This is a genomic window from Paenibacillus rhizosphaerae, from assembly GCF_014192015.1.
GTDB lineage: Bacteria > Bacillota > Bacilli > Paenibacillales > Paenibacillaceae > Paenibacillus_AQ > Paenibacillus_AQ rhizosphaerae.
Map to the genome: position 1 here is coordinate 116,217 of NZ_JACHXJ010000002.1, position 19,389 is coordinate 135,605.

12 protein-coding genes and 1 pseudogene are annotated in these 19,389 nt (G+C 55.7%); 9 read left to right on the forward strand and 4 right to left on the reverse strand.

Annotated features, from left to right (window positions below):
* Positions 1-70: 70 nt before the first annotated feature.
* The 3 genes from pulA to FHS19_RS09015 all read left to right on the forward strand — a co-directional run bounded on the left by pulA (position 71) and on the right by FHS19_RS09015 (position 4,137).
* Positions 71-2,401 carry a type I pullulanase gene (gene pulA / locus FHS19_RS09005; protein ID WP_246426606.1) on the forward strand — a complete coding sequence of 777 codons (2,331 nt, stop codon included), beginning with the start codon at positions 71-73 and terminating at the stop codon, positions 2,399-2,401.
* A 280-nt stretch (positions 2,402-2,681) separates the two neighbouring features.
* Positions 2,682-3,140: a cupin domain-containing protein gene (locus FHS19_RS09010; RefSeq protein WP_183581595.1), complete on the forward strand. Its 459-nt coding sequence runs from the start codon at positions 2,682-2,684 to the stop codon at positions 3,138-3,140.
* Positions 3,141-3,504: 364 nt separating this feature from the next.
* Positions 3,505-4,137 carry a 50S ribosomal protein L25 gene (locus tag FHS19_RS09015; RefSeq protein WP_183581596.1) on the forward strand — a complete coding sequence of 211 codons (633 nt, stop codon included), beginning with the start codon at positions 3,505-3,507 and terminating at the stop codon, positions 4,135-4,137.
* Positions 4,138-4,312: 175 nt separating this feature from the next.
* Here FHS19_RS09015 and abc-f read toward each other — a convergent pair whose 3' ends face one another.
* Together abc-f and FHS19_RS35625 are read right to left on the reverse strand one after the other, a co-directional pair.
* Positions 4,313-6,286, reverse strand: a complete 1,974-nt coding sequence (abc-f, locus tag FHS19_RS09020) for a ribosomal protection-like ABC-F family protein (RefSeq protein ID WP_183581597.1) — start codon at positions 6,284-6,286, stop codon at positions 4,313-4,315.
* A gap of 90 nt (positions 6,287-6,376) precedes the next feature.
* Positions 6,377-6,526 carry an RAxF-45 family protein gene (locus tag FHS19_RS35625; protein WP_376771842.1) on the reverse strand — a complete coding sequence of 50 codons (150 nt, stop codon included), beginning with the start codon at positions 6,524-6,526 and terminating at the stop codon, positions 6,377-6,379.
* A gap of 276 nt (positions 6,527-6,802) precedes the next feature.
* Here FHS19_RS35625 and murG point away from each other — a divergent pair, with 276 nt between their 5' ends.
* The 4 genes from murG to FHS19_RS09040 all read left to right on the forward strand — a co-directional run bounded on the left by murG (position 6,803) and on the right by FHS19_RS09040 (position 14,965).
* Complete coding sequence (murG, locus tag FHS19_RS09025; protein WP_183581598.1) at positions 6,803-7,876, forward strand: undecaprenyldiphospho-muramoylpentapeptide beta-N-acetylglucosaminyltransferase; 1,074 nt, start codon at positions 6,803-6,805, stop codon at positions 7,874-7,876.
* A 144-nt stretch (positions 7,877-8,020) separates the two neighbouring features.
* On the forward strand, positions 8,021-11,347 hold the full coding sequence (locus FHS19_RS09030) for a DEAD/DEAH box helicase (RefSeq protein ID WP_183581599.1): 3,327 nt from the start codon (positions 8,021-8,023) through the stop codon (positions 11,345-11,347).
* Positions 11,348-11,573: 226 nt separating this feature from the next.
* Positions 11,574-12,659: a hypothetical protein gene (locus FHS19_RS09035; RefSeq protein ID WP_183581600.1), complete on the forward strand. Its 1,086-nt coding sequence runs from the start codon at positions 11,574-11,576 to the stop codon at positions 12,657-12,659.
* A 368-nt stretch (positions 12,660-13,027) separates the two neighbouring features.
* On the forward strand, positions 13,028-14,965 hold the full coding sequence (locus tag FHS19_RS09040; RefSeq protein WP_183581601.1) for a DUF2207 domain-containing protein: 1,938 nt from the start codon (positions 13,028-13,030) through the stop codon (positions 14,963-14,965).
* 228 nt (positions 14,966-15,193) lie between these two features.
* On the opposite strand, the gene trhO is transcribed toward FHS19_RS09040, so the two are convergent.
* On the reverse strand, positions 15,194-16,096 hold the full coding sequence (trhO, locus tag FHS19_RS09045) for an oxygen-dependent tRNA uridine(34) hydroxylase TrhO (protein WP_183581602.1): 903 nt from the start codon (positions 16,094-16,096) through the stop codon (positions 15,194-15,196).
* Positions 16,097-16,565: 469 nt separating this feature from the next.
* On the opposite strand from trhO, the gene FHS19_RS09050 reads away from it, so the two are divergent.
* Positions 16,566-18,266: a DUF4127 family protein gene (locus FHS19_RS09050; protein WP_183581603.1), complete on the forward strand. Its 1,701-nt coding sequence runs from the start codon at positions 16,566-16,568 to the stop codon at positions 18,264-18,266.
* A 159-nt stretch (positions 18,267-18,425) separates the two neighbouring features.
* Here FHS19_RS09050 and FHS19_RS09055 read toward each other — a convergent pair.
* Positions 18,426-18,602 (reverse strand): annotated as a pseudogene (locus FHS19_RS09055) (carbohydrate ABC transporter permease); the annotation flags it as partial.
* 163 nt (positions 18,603-18,765) lie between these two features.
* Between FHS19_RS09055 and FHS19_RS09060 the strand changes: the two are divergent.
* Positions 18,766-19,371 carry a pentapeptide repeat-containing protein gene (locus tag FHS19_RS09060; protein WP_183581604.1) on the forward strand — a complete coding sequence of 202 codons (606 nt, stop codon included), beginning with the start codon at positions 18,766-18,768 and terminating at the stop codon, positions 19,369-19,371.
* Positions 19,372-19,389: the final 18 nt, after the last annotated feature.

The following is a 19,389-nucleotide window of genomic DNA, read 5'->3' on the forward strand; positions in this document are numbered from 1 at the left end:
CATAGGATGTAGTGAAAGCGATTTTTTGTAGCATATATTCAGGTAAACCATGGTGGTGAGATGAATCATGATGAATAACGTGGAAATATATGAAGGCGGCGACCTGGGATGTCATTATACGCATCTTGAAAGTATATTCAGAGTTTGGGCGCCGACGGCGGCGAAGGTTACCCTCGCCTTGTACGATGATGCCGGAACTTATGACGGCGGAGCGCTTACTGACCACGCCGGCGGGTTCGAAATAGGCATGAGACGCGGGGAAGGCGGGGTATGGTCTCTTCATTTCAGAGGCGATTTGGCCGGAAAATATTATATGTACAAGGTGGAGCATCCGGACGGGCGGGAAGTTTATACGGCCGATCCGTACGCCCGGGCGGTCAGCGTCAACGGGCAGCGGACGGCGATCGTCGATGTGAAGGCCGCGAGCCCGGAGGGCTGGGAGGAGGATGAAAGCCCCGGTCTTCTGGGGGTGGAAGACTCGGTACTCTATGAGCTGCATGTCAGGGATTTTTCGATCAGCGCGGATTCCGGGCTCCAGTATAAAGGCAAGTTCAAGGCGTTTACGGAGACGGGTGTGCGGGACGCGTCCGGCAGCCGGCTAGGCATTGATCATTTGGCCGAACTCGGCGTGACGCATGTCCATCTGCTGCCGATTTTTGATTATGCGACGGTGAACGAGCTGACGGTCGATGATCCGGACTCGGCGGAACCGAAATTCAACTGGGGTTATGATCCCCAGCATTACAACGTGCCGGAAGGCTCCTACGCGACCGACCCGTTAAGCCCCGACGTCCGGATCCGGGAGTGCAAGGAGATGATCATGGCGCTGCACCGCAAAGGAATCCGGGTCGTGATGGATGTGGTGTACAATCATACCTACTCCTCGGGGGACAGCCCGTTTGAAAAGCTTGTGCCGGGTTATTTTTACCGGACCGATGCGTCAGGGCGGTTCAGCAACGGCTCCGGCGTCGGTAACGAGCTGGCAACCGAGCGCCCGATGGTCCGCAAATACATCAAGGATTCCCTGCGCTATTGGGCGGAAGAATACCATATCGACGGATTCCGTTTTGACCTGATGGGTCTGATCGACACGGACACGATCGCGCAGATTACCGAGGAGCTCCACCGCGAGCACCCGGGACTGCTGATTTACGGGGAGCCTTGGACAGGCGGTGAAACGCCGCTGAAGCAGCAAACTCTGAAGGGATCCCAAAGAGGCAAAGGTTTTGCCGTCTTCAACGACAACTTCCGGGGGGCGATCAAGGGAGACAGCGACGGTGCGGGAAAGGGCTTCGCCACAGGGCAGCCCGGCAAGGAAGCGGCGGTATTGGCCGGCGTTCAGGGGGCGATCGACGATTTCACCGGTTCACCCATAGAGACGATCAACTATGTGACGGTCCACGACAACCTTAACCTGTGGGATAAAGTACTGATTACGCAGGGATTGGGAGGTGACCTGATCCGCGGCATCGATAACGGCCGACTGGCCGGAGGGGGAAGCCTTGAGGAAGCGGTCGCAGCCGCCGATCCTTACCGGAGCATCGACCGGGACCGTCTGCTGGAGAACGAAAGCGTCCGGAGAGCGCTGCTGGCCAACGGCATCGTGCTGACTTCTCAGGGTATTCCGCTCATTCATGCGGGTGACGAGATGCTTCGCAGCAAATTCGGCGATCACAACAGCTACCGGAGCGGGGATGCGATCAACGCCATCCGCTGGAGCAACAAGTCCCGGTTCCTGCCGGTATTCGAGTATTACCAAGGTCTAATCGCGCTGCGCCGCGCCCACCGGGCGTTCCGTATGACGGACAAGGAGCAGATCAAACGGAGCATGGAGGTCATGCGCTGCGACGGCAATGTCGTCGCTTACCGGCTGAAGGATCATGCCAACGGCGATACGTGGAAAAATATCATTGTCATCTACAATGCAAACGTTCGGGAGGCGCAGGTCGACATTCCGTTTTCCATTACCGGCTGGAAGGTGGCCGTCAACAATCTTCAGGCACGGAACGGGGCGCTGGAGATGATCGTCGACGAGACGGTGAACGTCCCCGGCCTGTCGGTCATGGTTCTGTATGAGGAAGAAGGCGGCCGTCCGCGCCCGCTCAAGACGGTGGAGCTGCATTATGAGCGCCAGGACCGCAAATATGACGGCTGGAACTTATGGGTATGGGGCAGCGGCATGCGGGAACGACGGGTCGATTTTGACCGGATGGAGGACGGACGCGCGGTGGCGACTATATATGTCCCGCTGAACGTGCAGGAAATCGGATATATCGTGCGGCTGAACGACTGGGAGGCGAAGGACTGCGACCAGGATCGGTTTATCAAGCTTGGATGGCATCACAGCAAGCAGAAGGTGCTTGTCCGGAGCGGATCGGACGACTGGAAGAAGATCAGCTGACGCCCGAGGGCCGGGAGGAGTGTGGCCGTGTAAGGTGGCTGGTTGAGCGTATGGCAACCTTGGAGCTGGGCGGCTTCACAGGTTGGAAAGTTTGTCCGCTTGAGAAGCTGGTAAGCTGAGAAGATTAGAGGCTTGGGCGGCGGCACGACGGAAATATGTGGCCTTCTTTTCTGTAACCGGGGATAGGGATGCATGCATTTTACAAAAACGGGTGATTCCTATAAAGTAAAGTGAGATTCCCTTGGATAGGGTGATATATAACAGAGAAAGAAGGCTTACGATGACCGAGAAACTGCTGTCGCCTCTGGTGAGAACCTTTGACATGCTGCCCCATCCCGAGGGCGGGTGGTACAAGGAGTTATGGAAGGCGTCCTTTGAAATCCCGAAAGACGTGCTGGATCCCAAGTATTCGGGTTCGCGCCCTTCGGCGACTTCGATTTATTTCCTGCTTCATCCGGAGGAATCCTCCGCGTGGCACCGCGTTTATTCCGATGAATTGTGGCTGTGGCATTCCGGCAGTCCGCTCGAGCTGCTGCTCGCAGGCGATGGAGAACAGCCTGGCCGGGAGACAAAAATCATTTTGGGGATGGACGCCGAGAAGGGCCAGGTGCCGCAGGCGCTTGTTCCGGCCAATGTCTGGCAGGCGGCCAAACCGCTCGGCGATGAGCCGGTATTCGTTTCCTGTGTCGTTTCCCCCGGCTTTCATTTTGACGATTTTACGATGATATCCGGAAAATAAAACCTCGGCAGCGGCACGCGTTCCGCTTCGCCTGGTGTGCCCCAATCCCGCACGGTTGCGATGACCGCTGCGGGATTTTTTATGATATTGGAAAGGATAAGCTTCGGGATCCGGTTCTCATATCGCAAGAGAAACTACAACTAAAAGCGGCTAAGCTTCCTTGAAGGTACGCTGCTAGGCGTTTTGTCTAGATCTAATGCTCCTGTCTTCGGTATCATCCGGCCAGGCGGTGTACCCCGTTTTGCTTCAGATGAAATGGGCTGTTTTCCTGCTGCAGGGTTTTGATTTCGCCAAAAATGGGTAATACATAGATATGCCTGTGCTCTGTAGCAGACAGATTAAATATCAGAGGAGGTTGTAAAAGATGACATCTCATTCTCTTACAGCAGAACGAAGAACCGACACGAAGCATTCGAGCCTGCGCAGCTTGAGACAAAGCGGACGCATTCCGGCGGTGGTCTACGGGACGCAGACCGAGAGCATGCCGATCAGCGTCGATGTAAAGGAGCTGGCCAAAGTCGCCAGAACAGGCCGGTCCGAAGTGTTCAAGCTGAAGGTGGAAGGCTCGTCGGATCTGGACGTGATCATCAAGGATTACCAGCGCAAAGCCGGCGAGTGGACGCATGTGGATTTCATGCACATCTCCGCCAACAAGCCGATCAAGGTTCGCGTTCCGATCGACTTCCAAGGTATGGCTGCCGGCACCAAGGTGGGCGGCGTGCTTCAGCATCAGGAGACCGCGCTTGAAGTCGAGGCGCTTCCTGCAAACCTGCCATCCTCGATTGCGGTGGACATATCGCATATGGAAATCGGCGACAAGCTGGTGGCCGGAGATATCCAGCTGCCATCCGGCGTAACGCTCGTAGCTTCACCTGAAGAGCTGGTTGCTTCGGTAACGGCATCCCGCATGGCAACGGAGGCCAAGGCTGCGGACGAATCCGAGGCAGCGGAGGGAGAAGAAGCGGCGGAAACCGCTGCAGAAGACAACAACGAATAAAACGGCATATCATATACATGTATGTACAGAAAACCCCTGGTCGTTTACGACCAGGGGTTTTTAGCGTTTTTAGTAACATGTGGCGTTGTGAGCTGCACTGTCTAGAACGTAAAATGCCAGACGCGCAGCTGTATGCGACCAGTGGGGGGCGTGCCAGTGCACGCTTCACATTGGCTTACGCATCCTGCAGCTCCAGCCACTGCTCATACGCCGCTTCCAGCTGTACCTGGAGCTGCTCCCGCTCCGCATGAAGCTGCTGCAGGCGTGCCAGGTCTGAGGCGGCGCCTTTCTCCAGCATGTCGGTGTCGATCTGCCCGAGCCGGGCCTCGAGCTCCTTGATCGACTGCTCGAGTGGCGCGGAAGCGGTGGCGCCGCTTTTCCGGGAACACCGCTCGCCGGCATCGGCGCGCGGATCAGCCGGCTTGGATACCGGCCCATTGCCGTGGCTGCCGGCTGCCGCAGCCCTTGAACTGCGGGCCTCTGAATTCCACTCCTGCGCCGCCGTTTCGGCTTCGATCCGCTTGCGGATTTCCTGCTTGTAATCCTCGAAGTTACCGATGAAGGAGCGGACCCGCCCGTGATCCAGGCTCCAAATTCGGCCCGCCAGCCTGTTGATAAAATACCGGTCGTGGGATACGCCGAAGATGGTGCCGGGGAACTCCTCGAGCGCTTCTTCCAGCGCTTCCCTGGCGTCAATGTCCAGATGGTTGGTCGGTTCGTCCAGAATCAGCAGATTCGGCTTCTGCTCCATCAGGATGGCGAAGCGCAGCCGCGTCCACTCCCCGCCGGAGAGGCTGCGGATGTCTTTAAATACATCGGCGCCGTAAAACAGGAATCGCGCCAGCCGCCCGCGGGCTTCACCTTCCTCGATACCGGCCTGCTCCCGGTAGTACTGAAGCACGTTCTGCTTGACGGACTCCGGCGTTTCCTCCTGCGCGAGGTAACCGATGCTGACGCGCGAACCGACGGCCACGCTGCCTTCCGCCGGCTCGAGCTGGCCAAGGGCTAGCTTGATCAGCGTGCTCTTGCCGCTTCCGTTGCCGCCGAGCAGCATCACGGTTTCCCCGTACCGGAGCGTTTCGTTTACGCCTGTGAACAAGGTGTGTGCGCCATACGATTTGCCCAGCTCCTCGAACACGAGCACCTGCTTGCCGGACCGGTCTTCCTGCTGCAGCGACAAATCCATCGTCTTACGCTCCAGCACTGGCCGCTTCAGCTTCACCATACGGTCGAGCGCCTTCTGCATGGAGGCGGCTCGGCGGTGGAACCCGGCGTTAGGCGGGTTGGACCGGTTGCCCCACTCGATCAGCTGCTTGATGCTTTCCTGCATCTTTTTGATTTTTTTCTGCTGCTCCTGGTAATCGGCAAACTGCTGCAGGAGCCGCGCTTCCTTTTCCTGCTGATAACCGCTGTAGTCGGTATGGTAGGTAAAAGCTTCCCCGTCTTCAATCTCGACCACCTTGGTCACGAGCTTGTCGAGAAAGTAACGGTCATGCGATATCGTAAGCACGGTGCCGCGGTATTCCTTCAGGAACTGTTCCAGCCATTCAATCGCCGCCATATCCAAGTGGTTGGTCGGTTCATCCAGCAGCAGCACATCAGGCTGCTCAAGCAGCAGGGAGGCAAGCCCGATTTTGGTCTTCTCTCCGCCGGAGAGGGAGGCGAAGGGACGGCTGTACTGGCTCGCGGGAATGCCAAGGCCGCCGGCGATGCGGTCAATCGTCGCTTCCATTTCATAACCGCCCGCCGCTTCGAACCGTTCCTGCAGCCTGCCGTATTCGGCGAGCCACTTCTCCGGCTCTTTGCCGCCGGAAGCGGCGGAGCCGGACATCAGCGCCTCCAGCTCGCGCATCCGCCGCTGCCATTCAAGCGGCGTCGCAAAGGCGCGCAGCAGGAAGTCATACACCGTTTCGCCGTTTCCGGCATGGGGAATTTGGGCGAGAAAGCCAAGCTTAGCGCCCCGTGAAATGGAGATTTCGCCTCGGTCCGGCTTATCTCCGCCGTTCAGTAAGTGGAGCATCGTCGTTTTCCCGCAGCCGTTGCGACCGATCAGCGCCGCTTTTTCCCCTTCGCGGATTTCAAAGGATACATCGGACAGAACGAGCTGAGCTCCGTGGTATTTTTGTATGTTTTTGCATTGAATCATCATCGTTTTTTCCTCCATAGATGCCGCATCTACAGAAAAAAACCGCAGGGAAATGTCCCTGCGGCTTGAACGTTCAACGCTTATCCGTTGAAGTTAAGGTAGGAGCGGCATTTCGCAATTTTGTAAAACAACCGGATTGTTAAAAATGGACAGACGGATCCCGTTAGCGGAAACTCTGTAAAAAATGCCGGACAAAATCATCGGCAGTTGTTTAATCCGGTCGTTTCCCAAATTGCGTACCACTTCTACCTCACCTCCCTGTTAAAAAAAGTTAGCTTTATTGTATCCACAACGAGCATTAAAAGCAAGCAATGAACGAGAACATTTTATAAAAAATGGACGTTTGACCCTGAACAGACCTCCCAGCAGTTTTTGGAGTTGTGATCCCATTGGGGTTTCGAACCGTCGATACGGGTGCCAGTGTGGACGGGCCGGTTTGTTAAAGCGGGACGGGCATTTATCTCCAGACCGGCATTATAATACAATAAGATGCAGTTGTTGAAACGAGTGGAGGGCCCCATGAAGAAAAAAATAATGTTTACTGGCGGGGGATCCGCCGGACATGTCACCGTTAACCTGGCGCTGATCCCGCTGTTTCGGCAGGAAGGCTGGGCGGTGGAATACATAGGCTCGGTCAATGGGATCGAGCGGGAGCTGGTGTCGCCGCTTCCGGACGTGGCATATTTTCCGATAGCGACAGGAAAGCTGCGCAGATATTTGGACCGGCAAAACGCCAAAGATCCGTTCCGGATCGCCAAGGGCGTCTATCAGGCGTGCCGTCTGATCCGCCGACGGAAACCGGATATTGTGTTCTCCAAAGGCGGGTTCGTATCGGTGCCTGTCGTCATCGGTGCCTGGCTGAACCGGGTACCGGTCGTCATTCATGAGTCGGATATTACGCCGGGGCTGGCCAACCGGATTGCCATCCCGATGGCCGAAGCGGTGTGCACAACGTTCCCGGAAGCGGCAGCCCATATCGGCAAGGGCAAGGGCCGCCATGTCGGCGCTGTGATCCGGGATGAACTGAAACGGGGCAGCGCTGCCGCCGGACGGAAGCTGTGCAGGTTCACTCCGGGGAAGCCCGTTCTGCTGGTTATGGGCGGCAGTCTTGGCGCACAGAGCATTAACAAGACGGTGCGCCAGGCGCTGCCTGAGCTGACGAAAGCTTTTCAAGTCGTGCATTTATGCGGGAAAGGGCAGCTCGATCCGGCGCTGGAGGTTCCCGGCTATTGTCAATTCGAATACATTCGCGATGAACTGCCCGATGTGCTGGCCATGTCGGACTTGGTGATTACCCGGGCCGGCTCCAATTCGATCTTTGAGTTTCTTTCCTTGCGCAAGCCGATGCTCCTCATCCCACTGACCCGGCAGCAAAGCCGGGGCGATCAAATCCTTAACGCGCGCTCGTTCGAAAAAGCAGGGTATGCGGAAGTGCTGGAAGAGGAAGATCTGTCTCCGCAAAAGCTGCTCGAGCGGGTTCGGGCATTGCATGCCCATCGGGATGCCTACGTATCGGCCATGGCAAGCAGCCAAAAGACGGACGCGCTTGCGGAAGTATTCAAGCTGATCAAAGAAACCGCAAAGCGCCATTAATGATCGCTTGCACCAAGGAAAAAGAACACTATCTCACCTAACGGATAGAGAACAGGAGTTCCTAATTTTTCGCTTTCCTGAGCCGAACTATGGTATATTGATTACACGAGAGTTTAGGACTGGAGACCGGAAAGGACGGAAGACATGCTGGCGTTTACTTCGCAAAGAATCAGATCATTATGCGGCGCATCCGCCTTTAAACGGGGTGAGGAATACTGCGCCTACGGTCAGGTCATGATCGTGGAACGCGATGAGGACAACCGTTACATCGAGGCGGTGGTGCAGGACGAGGATATGTACCGGGTGGAGGTCGATATCGACGGTGCGGATTTCAGCGCAACCTGCCACTGTGCGGGCTTCGGCGGATATTATCCTTACTGCAAGCATATCGCCGGCGTATTGATCTATCTGCTGGAAGAAGAAAAGGGGGGGACGGACCGGCTTCAGCCTCGGGGGGAGGTTGTCCCGATTCCGACGCCCGCGGTTTCCTCCAGGGACGTGCGCCTCACCAGCGGACTGATCGAGCTGTTTGAGCAGATAGCCGACAGCGAACGGCTGAAGACCGGCCAAAAAGCGGCGAGCGTGCTTAAGGAAACGCTGGCTGTGGAATGGATCTGCAAAGTGACGGACGAGTATCAGCCGGAACCGAAATTCCGGATCGAGATGAAGATTGGACCGAACCGGCTGTACGTCGTGCAAAATATCAGGCAGTTTCTGCTTCATATCGAGGAAGGGAGAAGCCTGCCTTTTACCAAGCTGTTCACATACAGCCCGAAGCAGCACACGTTCCGGCCCGAGGACTGGGCCGTCATCGACATGCTCATCCGGATTTGCGGCAGCGAGTTCGCGTATGATGAAGCAGGCCGATCCATTCCTGGCTTCGCAGCCTCGGGCGGCCAACGGATGCTGACGATCCCGCCGCTGGGCTGGAACGAGCTGCTGCCTTTGCTGGTCAAGGCTGGGGCCGCGATGGAGCGAGAGTATGCTTCGCCTCAGCCGATTCAGCTGGGTGAAGGCCAGATGCCGCTGTCGTTTCATGTAGGCAGCATCGATAGCGGCGAGGCTTATCACCTGGAAATCAACGGGCTCAAGCGGGTCGTCGTGATGACTGCGTACGGCTGCGCAGCTGTTGACGGAACAATATACCGGCTGCCGGTGCGCGACCTGCTCCTTTTGTCAGAGATGAAAACCTTGATATACCGCTATGACCATAAGCGGATTAACATATCACCACACCAGATGGACGCCCTGATGGAGAAGGTGGTTCCCGGCCTGCGGCGTATCGGGAAGGTTGGCATGGACGCCAGCGTCCGGGATCAGCTGGTACAGCCGGATCTGGTGGCCAAGCTGTATTTGGACCGGGACGAAACCGAGCTGTCCGCGAGGCTGGAATTCGTGTACGACGGAATTGTGATCGACGCTTTTGCCGATACGGATGCCCGGAAAGACGGCGACTTTATTTTGGTCCGGGATACCGACAAGGAGCGGCGATTGATCGAGGCCTTGAAGGGGACGGAGTTTGTGCAGAACGGACGCGAAATGGTGCTGGACCTGTCGGAAGAAGACAGCGTATACGACATCCTGTTTCATTTGCTGCCCAAGCTCGAGAAATGGGTCCAAGTTTACGCCACTCCCGCCGTCAAGCAGCTGATGCACAATCCGAACAAGCCTCCGAAAATCAAGGCGGACACAGACCATACGACCAACTGGCTTGAGATCAATTTTGAGCTGGACCATGTAAGTGACAAAGAAATCCGCAAGCTGTTGCTAAGCGTGATCGAGAAGCGGAAGTATTACCGTCTTCCCGGCGGTGCGTATGTGTCCCTGGAAAAGGAAGCCTTCCAAACCTTCGGCGAGCTGTATGACGAGCTCGGGATGAAGAAAGGGGATATTACCGGCAGCCGCATTCATCTTCCACTGGTCAAGGGTCTGCAGCTCCGTGACAAGGAAGGCCGGGCTTACGGGGTCCAGATGGGGAAAACGCTGCGGCAGCTGATTGACCATATGACGCATCCCGAGCAGATGGACTTCATCGTGCCGGAAGAGCTGGCCGCCGTGCTCCGGGATTACCAGCGGGACGGCTTCCAGTGGCTGAAAACGCTCGGCCATTACCGGTTCGGCGGGATTCTGGCCGACGACATGGGGCTTGGCAAAACGCTGCAAAGCATTGCCTACATTGTGTCGGAGCGCAGAAAGAAGGAGGGAGACAGCGGGCATCTGCCGGTCCTGATCGTATCCCCCGCATCGCTCGTCTATAACTGGGAGAGCGAGTTTCAGAAATTCGCTCCGTCCGTTCAGGTTCACGTGGCCCTGGGCGCGCGGAAAGAGCGCAGCGATTCCCTGCTTCGCATGGCGGCTGCGGGCGCAGAACCCGAATCCCCAAGCGGCTTTGCTGCGCAGCAAGCGGACGTCATTATCACTTCGTATCCGTCCCTTCGCAAGGATATCCGGCTGTACCGGGAGATGGGCTTCAGCACCCTGTTTCTTGACGAAGCCCAGATGATCAAAAATTACGCGACGCAGACCGCTCAAGCGGTTCGGGAAATCCATGCGGAGCGGCGGTTTGCGCTCACGGGCACGCCGATCGAAAATGCGGTGGATGAGCTGTGGTCGATTTTCGAGGCGGTATTCCCTGGCCTTTTTACAGGTCAGAAGGCTTTCCGTGGTCTGACCCGCGGCCAGATTTCCCGGATTGTGCAGCCGTTCATTTTGCGCCGGTTAAGGGCCGATGTGCTGGACGAGCTGCCGGAACGGATCGAGACGGTTCAGCGCTCGGAGCTGAGCCTTGAGCAGAAGAAGCTGTACGCCGCTTACCTGGAGGAATTCAAGGAAGAGACGATCCGTGACCTGGAGATGGACGGGTTCCAGAAGAGCCGGATGAAAATATTGGCCGGCATCACGAGGCTCCGTCAGCTGTGCTGCCATCCCTCGCTGTTTGTGGACGGGTACGAAGGCCCGGCCGGCAAGCTCTCCCAGCTGCTGGACGTGGTCGACGAATGCCTTGGCAGCGGGCGGCGGATCCTGATCTTTTCTCAGTTTACGAGCATGCTCCGGATCATCCGAAGCGAGCTGGGCCAGCGGGGGATTCCAGTCTTTTATCTGGATGGGCAGACTCCGGCCAAGGAGCGGGTGGAGACCTGTTCGCGGTTTAACCAGGGAGAGAACGACGTGTTCCTGATCTCGCTCAAAGCGGGGGGGACAGGCCTGAATTTGACCGGAGCGGACACGGTCATCCTGTACGATCTGTGGTGGAATCCGGCGGTGGAAGAGCAGGCCGCGGGACGAGCCCACCGGATGGGGCAGAAAAACGTAGTCCAGGTCATTCGCCTGGTGACGAAGGGCACAGTGGAGGAGAAGATGTTGGAGCTGCAGCAGCGGAAGAAGGATTTGATCCGCGAAGTGATGGAGTCGGCGGATGACGCGGTCACGACCTTGACTGAGCAGGAAATCCGCGAGCTGCTTGCCTTATAGAGAGCCATTTTATTTCATGGGAGCACCATGAGCCGGACCTGGAAGGGGCCGCTTTTTTTCTTGTTCAGCTGCGAGAACCGGCGGAGTTCCATTTGATCCCGATAAATTTTCATGGAGAAGATGCAGGAATGTGAACGGGAATGGCGAAATTTACCTCTATGCTTATAGTATAAATGACCTATTACTTGTGATCCATTCACGGACTTGGGAATGAGGAGAAGAATGTATGCGAAATCGATACAATCACGGTATCCTAACCAATTCAGGGCCTCATCTGTACAGCATGGATACAGGAGGAAGCCGCGAACAGGGCGCAGATTCGCCACCTGTCAGCGGATATATGCCTCGTGACGAAAGTGTGGCTGCGTCAGCGGCAGCGGCAGCCTCACTTTTTTCGACCACACCGACCTATAGCAGCGCTTATCTTAAGCGCCATGAACTTATAAACCGGCAGCATCAGCAGCAGGGGCAGACCGCATGGAACGAGGCGGAGAAATTATCGTTTGAGGCCGACTGGTACGACAATCAGCTGGAGTGGATCGCGACGATCGATCAAACATACGGGGAGCCGGTGTTCTGGGATGTTCTTGCCGCCATGGCCCCTCCGTTCCCGAGAGGGGAACAGGGACCGAAAGAGAAGCTGGCGGAGCGGAATTGGGCGGCGTTCCAGCCGACCCGCATCCAGAAGCTCCTGAAGCAGGACGCCATGATCCGGGAAGAGCTGGAGAGGCAGGTACAGCTGGCCCGGGAAGAGGATCGTAAAGACTATCTGGCATGGAAAGCAGCCAACGATTTTGCCCACGACATCCTGGACGGCAACCGCACTGCCTATTTGCGGGTTCTAGAAGAGATGGCTCCGCTGCAGGAATTGACCCTGCTGGGGAGCGGCCTCGAGTTCAGCGTCCGGAGCAGCTCCGAGGTGGAAGTGGAACTGGATGTTAATTCCCAGCAGGTGATCCCGCGTGAGGCGAAAGTCCGCACCGAAGCAGGAGTGGCTTCGCCTGAGCTGTCCGTCCGCGAACGCAATGATCTGGAGCTGAAATACATCTGCGGCTCCGTTCTCCGGATTGCCGGAGAATTGTTTGCCCTGCTCCCATTGGACACGGTCGTCGTGCAGGCGAGGGACACCAAAATGAACGAAAAGACCGGGCAGGAGGAGTACATTACGGTGTTGTCGATCCGCATCGACCGAAAGTTTTTTGCCGGCTATCATGCAGGTCGTGAACGCTGCCTGGAAGCGCTGATGCATTGTCCCCACCGGATGGTGTACGATCCCGGTACCGGTTTTGAACCGGTTGACGACCTTCTGTAATCGGCATGTTCATGCTGAAGGCTGCCTTTGGGTGACCGACCTTTTGTGTCGGTTGGTCCGGAGGTCGTCTTTTTTTTAGGCGATAACCCATAAAATGAAGCGGTCTGTCCTCCAATGAATACATACCGAAAGACGCTGCAAGTATGCGACGGAAGGCGTATTTTCCAACAATAAATGGCGAAAAAACTCATATTTTGGTACCATATACACTTGTTTTCCACTAGGGGGCATTTGTTAATATAATAGAAAACGTCTATGGCAGCCGCTGTAACCCGAAGTATACAGCTCTTTGAATGACAGGGAAGCGGCATTTAGATCTGTGCATAGCCAGTAGAGAGAGCAAGAAGTATGGAGATGGGAGTGAGCGCATGAGGAGATGGTGGCTACTGCTGGGAAGCCTTGTCCTGGTCCTTGGGATAACCGGCTGTGGAGACAAGAAGAGCTACTCGATGGACCGCGTGGAATCCAGGGCTTACCTCGGGCCGGATGGAGACTTGTATGTCGAAGAACTGTTTACGTATACCTTTAAGGGCAGCTTTAACGGAATGACGCGTGCGATTGATCGGGCGGATCAGAAGGGGGTTGAATTTTTTGAAGCCTACGTACCCCCGGAACATCCGAAGCTAGGCAGTTTCTCCTACGAAAACTTGCAGCGGCTGGATGTCCAATGGGACGACGACAATGATACGTATTACATATACGATGCCGCGCAGAACGAAACGAAGCAGGTCTATTACCGCTATCGGATTGACCATGCGGCGGTAAGGTACGGCGAAACGGGCAAAATGGAATGGAGCTTCTTCAAAAATAACCAAGAGGATCTTCACCACGTGTCCGTCGACTTGTTTATGCCCGGCGATTATAAGAACGGAGACGTTCATGCCTTTTTGCATGACCGTTCGGGCGGAAAGATTACAAGCGAAGGGCCGCCAGCGGTCCACTATGAAAACGATGATTTGACGAGTGACGGGACGGCGCATATGGTGGTCTATTTTCCACCGGATCAGCTATCCCAAATGACGGCTTCCGAGGAACAGGTGTCTTTGCAAAAGCAGCTGTCCGCCGAGCAGAAATACCAGGACCGGCTTGCCGCCCGTGACGATCGAATGGACGCCATCCGTCCGGTTGTTCAAGTCGGCATGGCTGTTTTCATTGTAGGCGCGCTGCTGTACGCTTTGTCGTGGAGAAAAATTTCGGCCTGGCTGCGGCGCGGGGATGTCACCCGGCAGGACATTGATGAAGCGGATCCGCTGCTTCTCATGTATATGCTGCGCAAAGGCCGGTTAAAAAGGGAAGACTTCATGGCCGGATTGTTATCGCTGCGCCAGAAGGGGTACGTGACCGTGAAGCAGGTCCCGGCTTCAAAACGTTTTCAGGAAGAGCCGACGGCTCCCGAATTCACGCTGCTGTTCACCTTTAAGGGCAGCATGGACCAGCTCAACCCGGCGGAGAAGCATCTTGTCGGCTGGCTGTTTGAAGAAATCAACGGCAGTCTGATCTTCAAGCTGGATTCCTTGGCAGGGCCAACGTTTAAGGAGCGGCAGAGCGCAAGGATCGTCAGCCAGTACCGGGCAAAGTCGGTTAAGCATGCCGACCGGCTGAGGAAGTGGATCAGGCTGCTGTCGCGTACCCAGCCTTATTCGGGGCAGGTCCGGCCCAATCCGCTCCTCAAGCTGTTCATTCCGCTGACGGCTGCGGTGAATTACGGACTTCTCTTGTATCTGCTGTACACCGACGCGGCGTCCACGCTCATGATCGTGCTAACCGCCGTGCTGCTTGGTGCTGGAGGGGTATGGGCGTCCATCCGCTTTCGGAATAAGCTGTGGATCTTTCTGTATCTGCTCGCTTGCTTTATTATGGGCTCCCAAATCGTGCATGATATTTCGGGTTATTATCTAATCCTGACGGTTTGTTCCGCTCTGTTTGTATGGAGCATTCCCGTTCATGTGCTGTCCTGGGAGACGCATCGCTACCGTTTTGCACTCAAGGCACTTCGGAATACGCTTGGAAAAGGAGAGATGTCCTACGCTGGCGAACCGCTGGAATCGGAGCAGGCTGCGGAGTATGCCACACTGCTTGGTACCGTTCCGCGGTATATTAAACACCGTAAGCAGAACGGCACGCCAGGCGCCGCCTTGGCCGCAGCCGTGCCCGCATTATTCAGCGTGGAGATTATGGAATCCTTGAATTATACGCAAAATCACCTGCTTCTGAAGCCGATGGGTGTTGGAGGCAGCAGCAGCTCCTCGTCGAGCTTCAGTGACGGCGGGGGGGGAGGCGGAGGCGGGGGAACCGGAGCGTTCTAGCATACAGGAAAACGTCCGATTGCCCCGCCCAAGGAATGACGATAACGATTGGATACTTACAGCAACTCTGCAAGCAGCCCGTTCCCTGGGATTCGAGGAACGGGCTGCTTGCGTGTCTGGAGTATGCGGGAAAGCGGCGGCTTTCCATCCACCACGTCATATTAACAAAAAAACGGCAAGCTCCTCTCAGGGAGAGGAACTGCCGTTTATGATGATAGGTGGATCCGATCAATTGGTCTTGGCCGCCATGATGACGTCCCGGCATTCGTCGGAGCAGAAGGACTGATGGATCTCTTCGCACTCTTCGCAGCAAACATGCTGTTTGTTACAGGTCGGGTTGGCGCAGTTGATGTAGCGGTCATGCGTTTTGCCGCAGTGGATGCATTTGGCGATTACGACGTCTTCATCTGTACGGTTGATCGGTACCGCAATGCGCTCGTCAAAGACGTAGCATTTGCCGTCCCACAGATGTCCTTGGACTTTAGGGTCCTTGCCGTATGTTACGATGCCGCCCTCAAGCTGGGCAACATCCTGAAAGCCTTCTTTGATCATGAAGCCGGTCAGCTTCTCGCAGCGGATGCCGCCAGTGCAGTAGGTCAAAATTTTCTTGTCCTTGAACTCGCTCATATTGTTGCGAATCCATTCCGGAAATTCGCGGAACGACTCGACATCCGGACGGATAGCGCCGCGGAAATGCCCGATTTCGTATTCATAGTTGTTGCGGCCGTCCAGGACGATGACGTCATCCTGCTGAAGCAGCTCATGGAACTCTTCCGGGGTCAGACGCTTCCCGCCGATGACATTGGGATCAAGCGGCTCCTCGTAACGGAAAGTGACGAGCTCTTTCTTGTGACGGACAAAAATTTTCTTGAACGCATGGCCTTCCGACTCATCGATCTTGAAGACGATGTCAGAGAACAGCGGATTTGCTTTCAGGTCGTTCATATACTTCTCGGTTTGCTCCACGGTGCCGGACAGCGTGCCGTTGATGCCTTCAGAAGCGATCAAAATGCGGCCTTTGACGCCCAGATCTTTGCAATACTGCAGATGCTCCGCAGTGAACTGCTCAGGATCAGGGATGTTGACAAATTTATAATATAACAAAATACGGTAGTCTTGCTTCGTTGTCATTGCTTCTTCACCTGTTCTTGTAAATTTACCTTATATATTGTAGATGAACAGGGCATACATAGTCAACTTGAAAGTATAGTAAGTGACCGGAAGCATCCTATCAGCTTAGCTTTAAGACGCAATTTCCAAGCGGCCTATAGATGAGATTGAATTCAAGAAATTTTGGAAAAAAGTCCGCCTGCCCGCGCAAATTTCGAGGGGCAACTTCTTTTATTGATGGGAGGAAATAAAAAAAAATATTATATTGCGTACCGTAACGGTATATGATATTATAGGTTCACGGATCCGAATCATCCGAAGATGAAAGGTGCCCCCTTAAATAACGACGAAGCAGCGCCGGATATCCGGTCATCCGTTACGGTTGTCCATGGCGTAAGCTTTCCTTCGGCATGATAAGCCATCTTGAGTTTAACCGTATTCAGCAGAGCCGAGCAATACGACAAATCAAGCATGCAAAGGAGATGTTTTTATGAAAAAAGTGCTCTATGTCCCGCTGGACGACCGTCCTGCCAATTTGGATGATGTGATCGTACAGGGGAGATCCGCCGGGATCCAGCTGATTGTCCCCGACCGGGAGGATATTACAAATCGCCTCGACTCCAAGGCCATGGCTGAAGGCGGTCTACTGGTTAGCACCTCATCGCCCACGTACGGAAAGACGCGGAATATCCGCCGTTTTATCAGGGAACACGCCGCTCAGGCAGACGGATTTATCATTTCGACAGATATGCTGGCCTACGGCGGGTTAATCGGCAGCAGACGGCTCCGTTCAAGCGCTGGTGGCGCCTACCCTGATTATGACCCCGACACCACCAAACTGCTGGACGTCTTTCGGGAAGTCAAGCGGGCTTACCCAAGTAAGCCGGTCTATGTGCTGGATACGATCATGCGACTGGCGACCACCGTGTTTGTGGAAGGGCTGACCCAGGCTGCATACGACGAGGCGAGAGCTTTTGCCCAACAGCCACGGGCGGTCGCAACTACATTCGAGGACATTTTGGAAGGCTACGATACGAAGCCCGACGGCACTTCATTCGGAGAGCCTGCCCTTTTTGACAAGGAGCAGTACTATAATGCCAGAAGGCATAAATTCAAGACCAACCGATATATCATTGAACGGCTCGTCCGTGAGGGTTACGTGGATTTTCTCGCAGTGGGGGTGGATGACTCCTATACCCAAGGGGTACAGGCCAACGAAATTGCTTACCTGGAAGCCTTTGTGAATGAGCATTTGGGCGGCACCGGCGGCCAAAATCCGGACAAAGCGATCATTCTCCCCGATGCCGACGCATTGGGATACTCTCTGCTGGGCCGGATGGCGAAGGAGCTTCACCGCTATAGCACCCTCCCGAAATACGGCGTCAAATATTTTGGGCCGGACGGATCGACCATCGTCAATCCTTACGAGTATATGAGCGTGCACGATAATATCCGGCATCATGTGGACATCGTCGGCGGAGAGTTCGTTGACACGGCAGCCTATGATATCGAAATCGTGGCGGTTACCAGTGCCAGCGAGATCGGCGCCGCCGTGAGCCGGATGGAAGCGAACAGCGCCGGCCGGGTTCCGACGATTGTGATTGATTTTGTCGGAGGAGGCGCCGCCGATGCGACCGTGACCGAAGCGCTGCTCGACAGCGTGTCCACCGGACAGCTTCTGGGATACAGCGCTTGGAACACGGCCGGCAACAAAATTGGCATGGCCCTCGGCATGGCCCAGGCCCGATTCGTATACCTTGGCACGGAGAAGCGGCCGCCGGCACTGCAAGAGGCAGTGAATGCACACGGATCACTGCTGTTCAAGCGATTCCTCAAGGACTACTACTATAAGAAGATCACGATTGCCGAAATCCGGACGTACTCGCGGGCACACACCCTATACTCCAACGTACCGTATGCGGACCAAAACATTCGCCTGTTTAACTCGCCGGAAGACGATGAGGTTCTGGTCGAGATGCTTCGCGAACGCATGCAGGCGAACACGAAGGCGCTGGCTGCCAGAAAGGCATTCGAGCTCGGCGTGTCGCAGAACGTGTGGCGGATTAAGCCGTCCGGATGGTCGTATGCGACGTATGCCTGCGCGTCTCTGGACTACGAAAATCCGGCATTCATTTGGGAGCGGGCGTTTGAGATTACGCTGGGGCCGGAAGTGACGCTGAAAGAGTGCTAGTACGAAGCGACTGGCGCTCGTCGTTGTTCCGGTATCCGGTAACAGGGCGAGCAGTGTAAACAGCCGAATAGCTTCTGCCGTGCAGGACAAAGCAAAGCCCGGGATTCCCGGGCTTTTTTTCTGTATGGCTATGAGTGATGTAACCCGGCAACCCCGGGCTCACTTGACGGCCCCGGCCGTAATTCCAATGGCGATCTGCCGCTGGAAGAACATGTACATGATCAGGACCGGGACGATAGTGATGAGCAGACCAGCGAAAAGGGGGCCCCATTCGGTACGGTACTGCATTTGGGCCTGCATCATCGCGATGCCGACGGGCAGGGTATAGTGCTTCGGAGCTGAAATCGCTCCATAGCAGCAAACGTCCGGCAGAGACCAGGGCATTTTGCGGAAAATCTGGAGGTTTCACGCGATTGAGAATGGAACATATGTTTGATAGGATAGGAAATAAGCTGTCTAAACGAAACAAAGGGTTAGAAAAGAAACGGGGGATGAGCGGATGTATCAGTACATAGATGAGGAATACGTAAAGGTGGATTTTGCCCAAGCCGATCTGAAGGAAGGGGAATTGAAGGGGTGCACCTTTCATCAGTGCAGCTTTCGCGGGGCGGCGCTGGATGAGGTTTGGACAACCGGCTGCCGGTTTATCGAATGCGACTTTGGGGGAGCGACACTGAACGCTTCGCTGCATGTCCGGTCAGCGTTTACGAACTGCCGTTTTGCGGGGGCCAATTTGTTCGTAAGCAAGTTTGAGGATTGCAAAATGACGGGCAGCGACTTCTCCGGCGCATCGCTGGACGGCATCACGATCCAGGGCGGGGACTGGTCGTACACGAACCTGCGCCACGTCAATCTCGCCAAGCAGCAGTTGCGGGGCATCCGCCTCGTGGAGGCGGATTTGTCCGAATGCAATCTGCAAAAAGCGGATCTTCGCGAGGCGGATTTGAGCGGCGTCCGGCTGGCGAAGGCCGCGATGAGCGGTGCCGATCTGCGGGGCGCAAAGCTGGACCGCTTTGACTTCCGGTCGATCGACCTCACCGGGGTGCGGATCGACCTGGAGCAGGCGGTCGGCGTAGCCCGGGCCTACGGTGCCAAGGTGGACTAACACCTTGGCCGCTCCGCC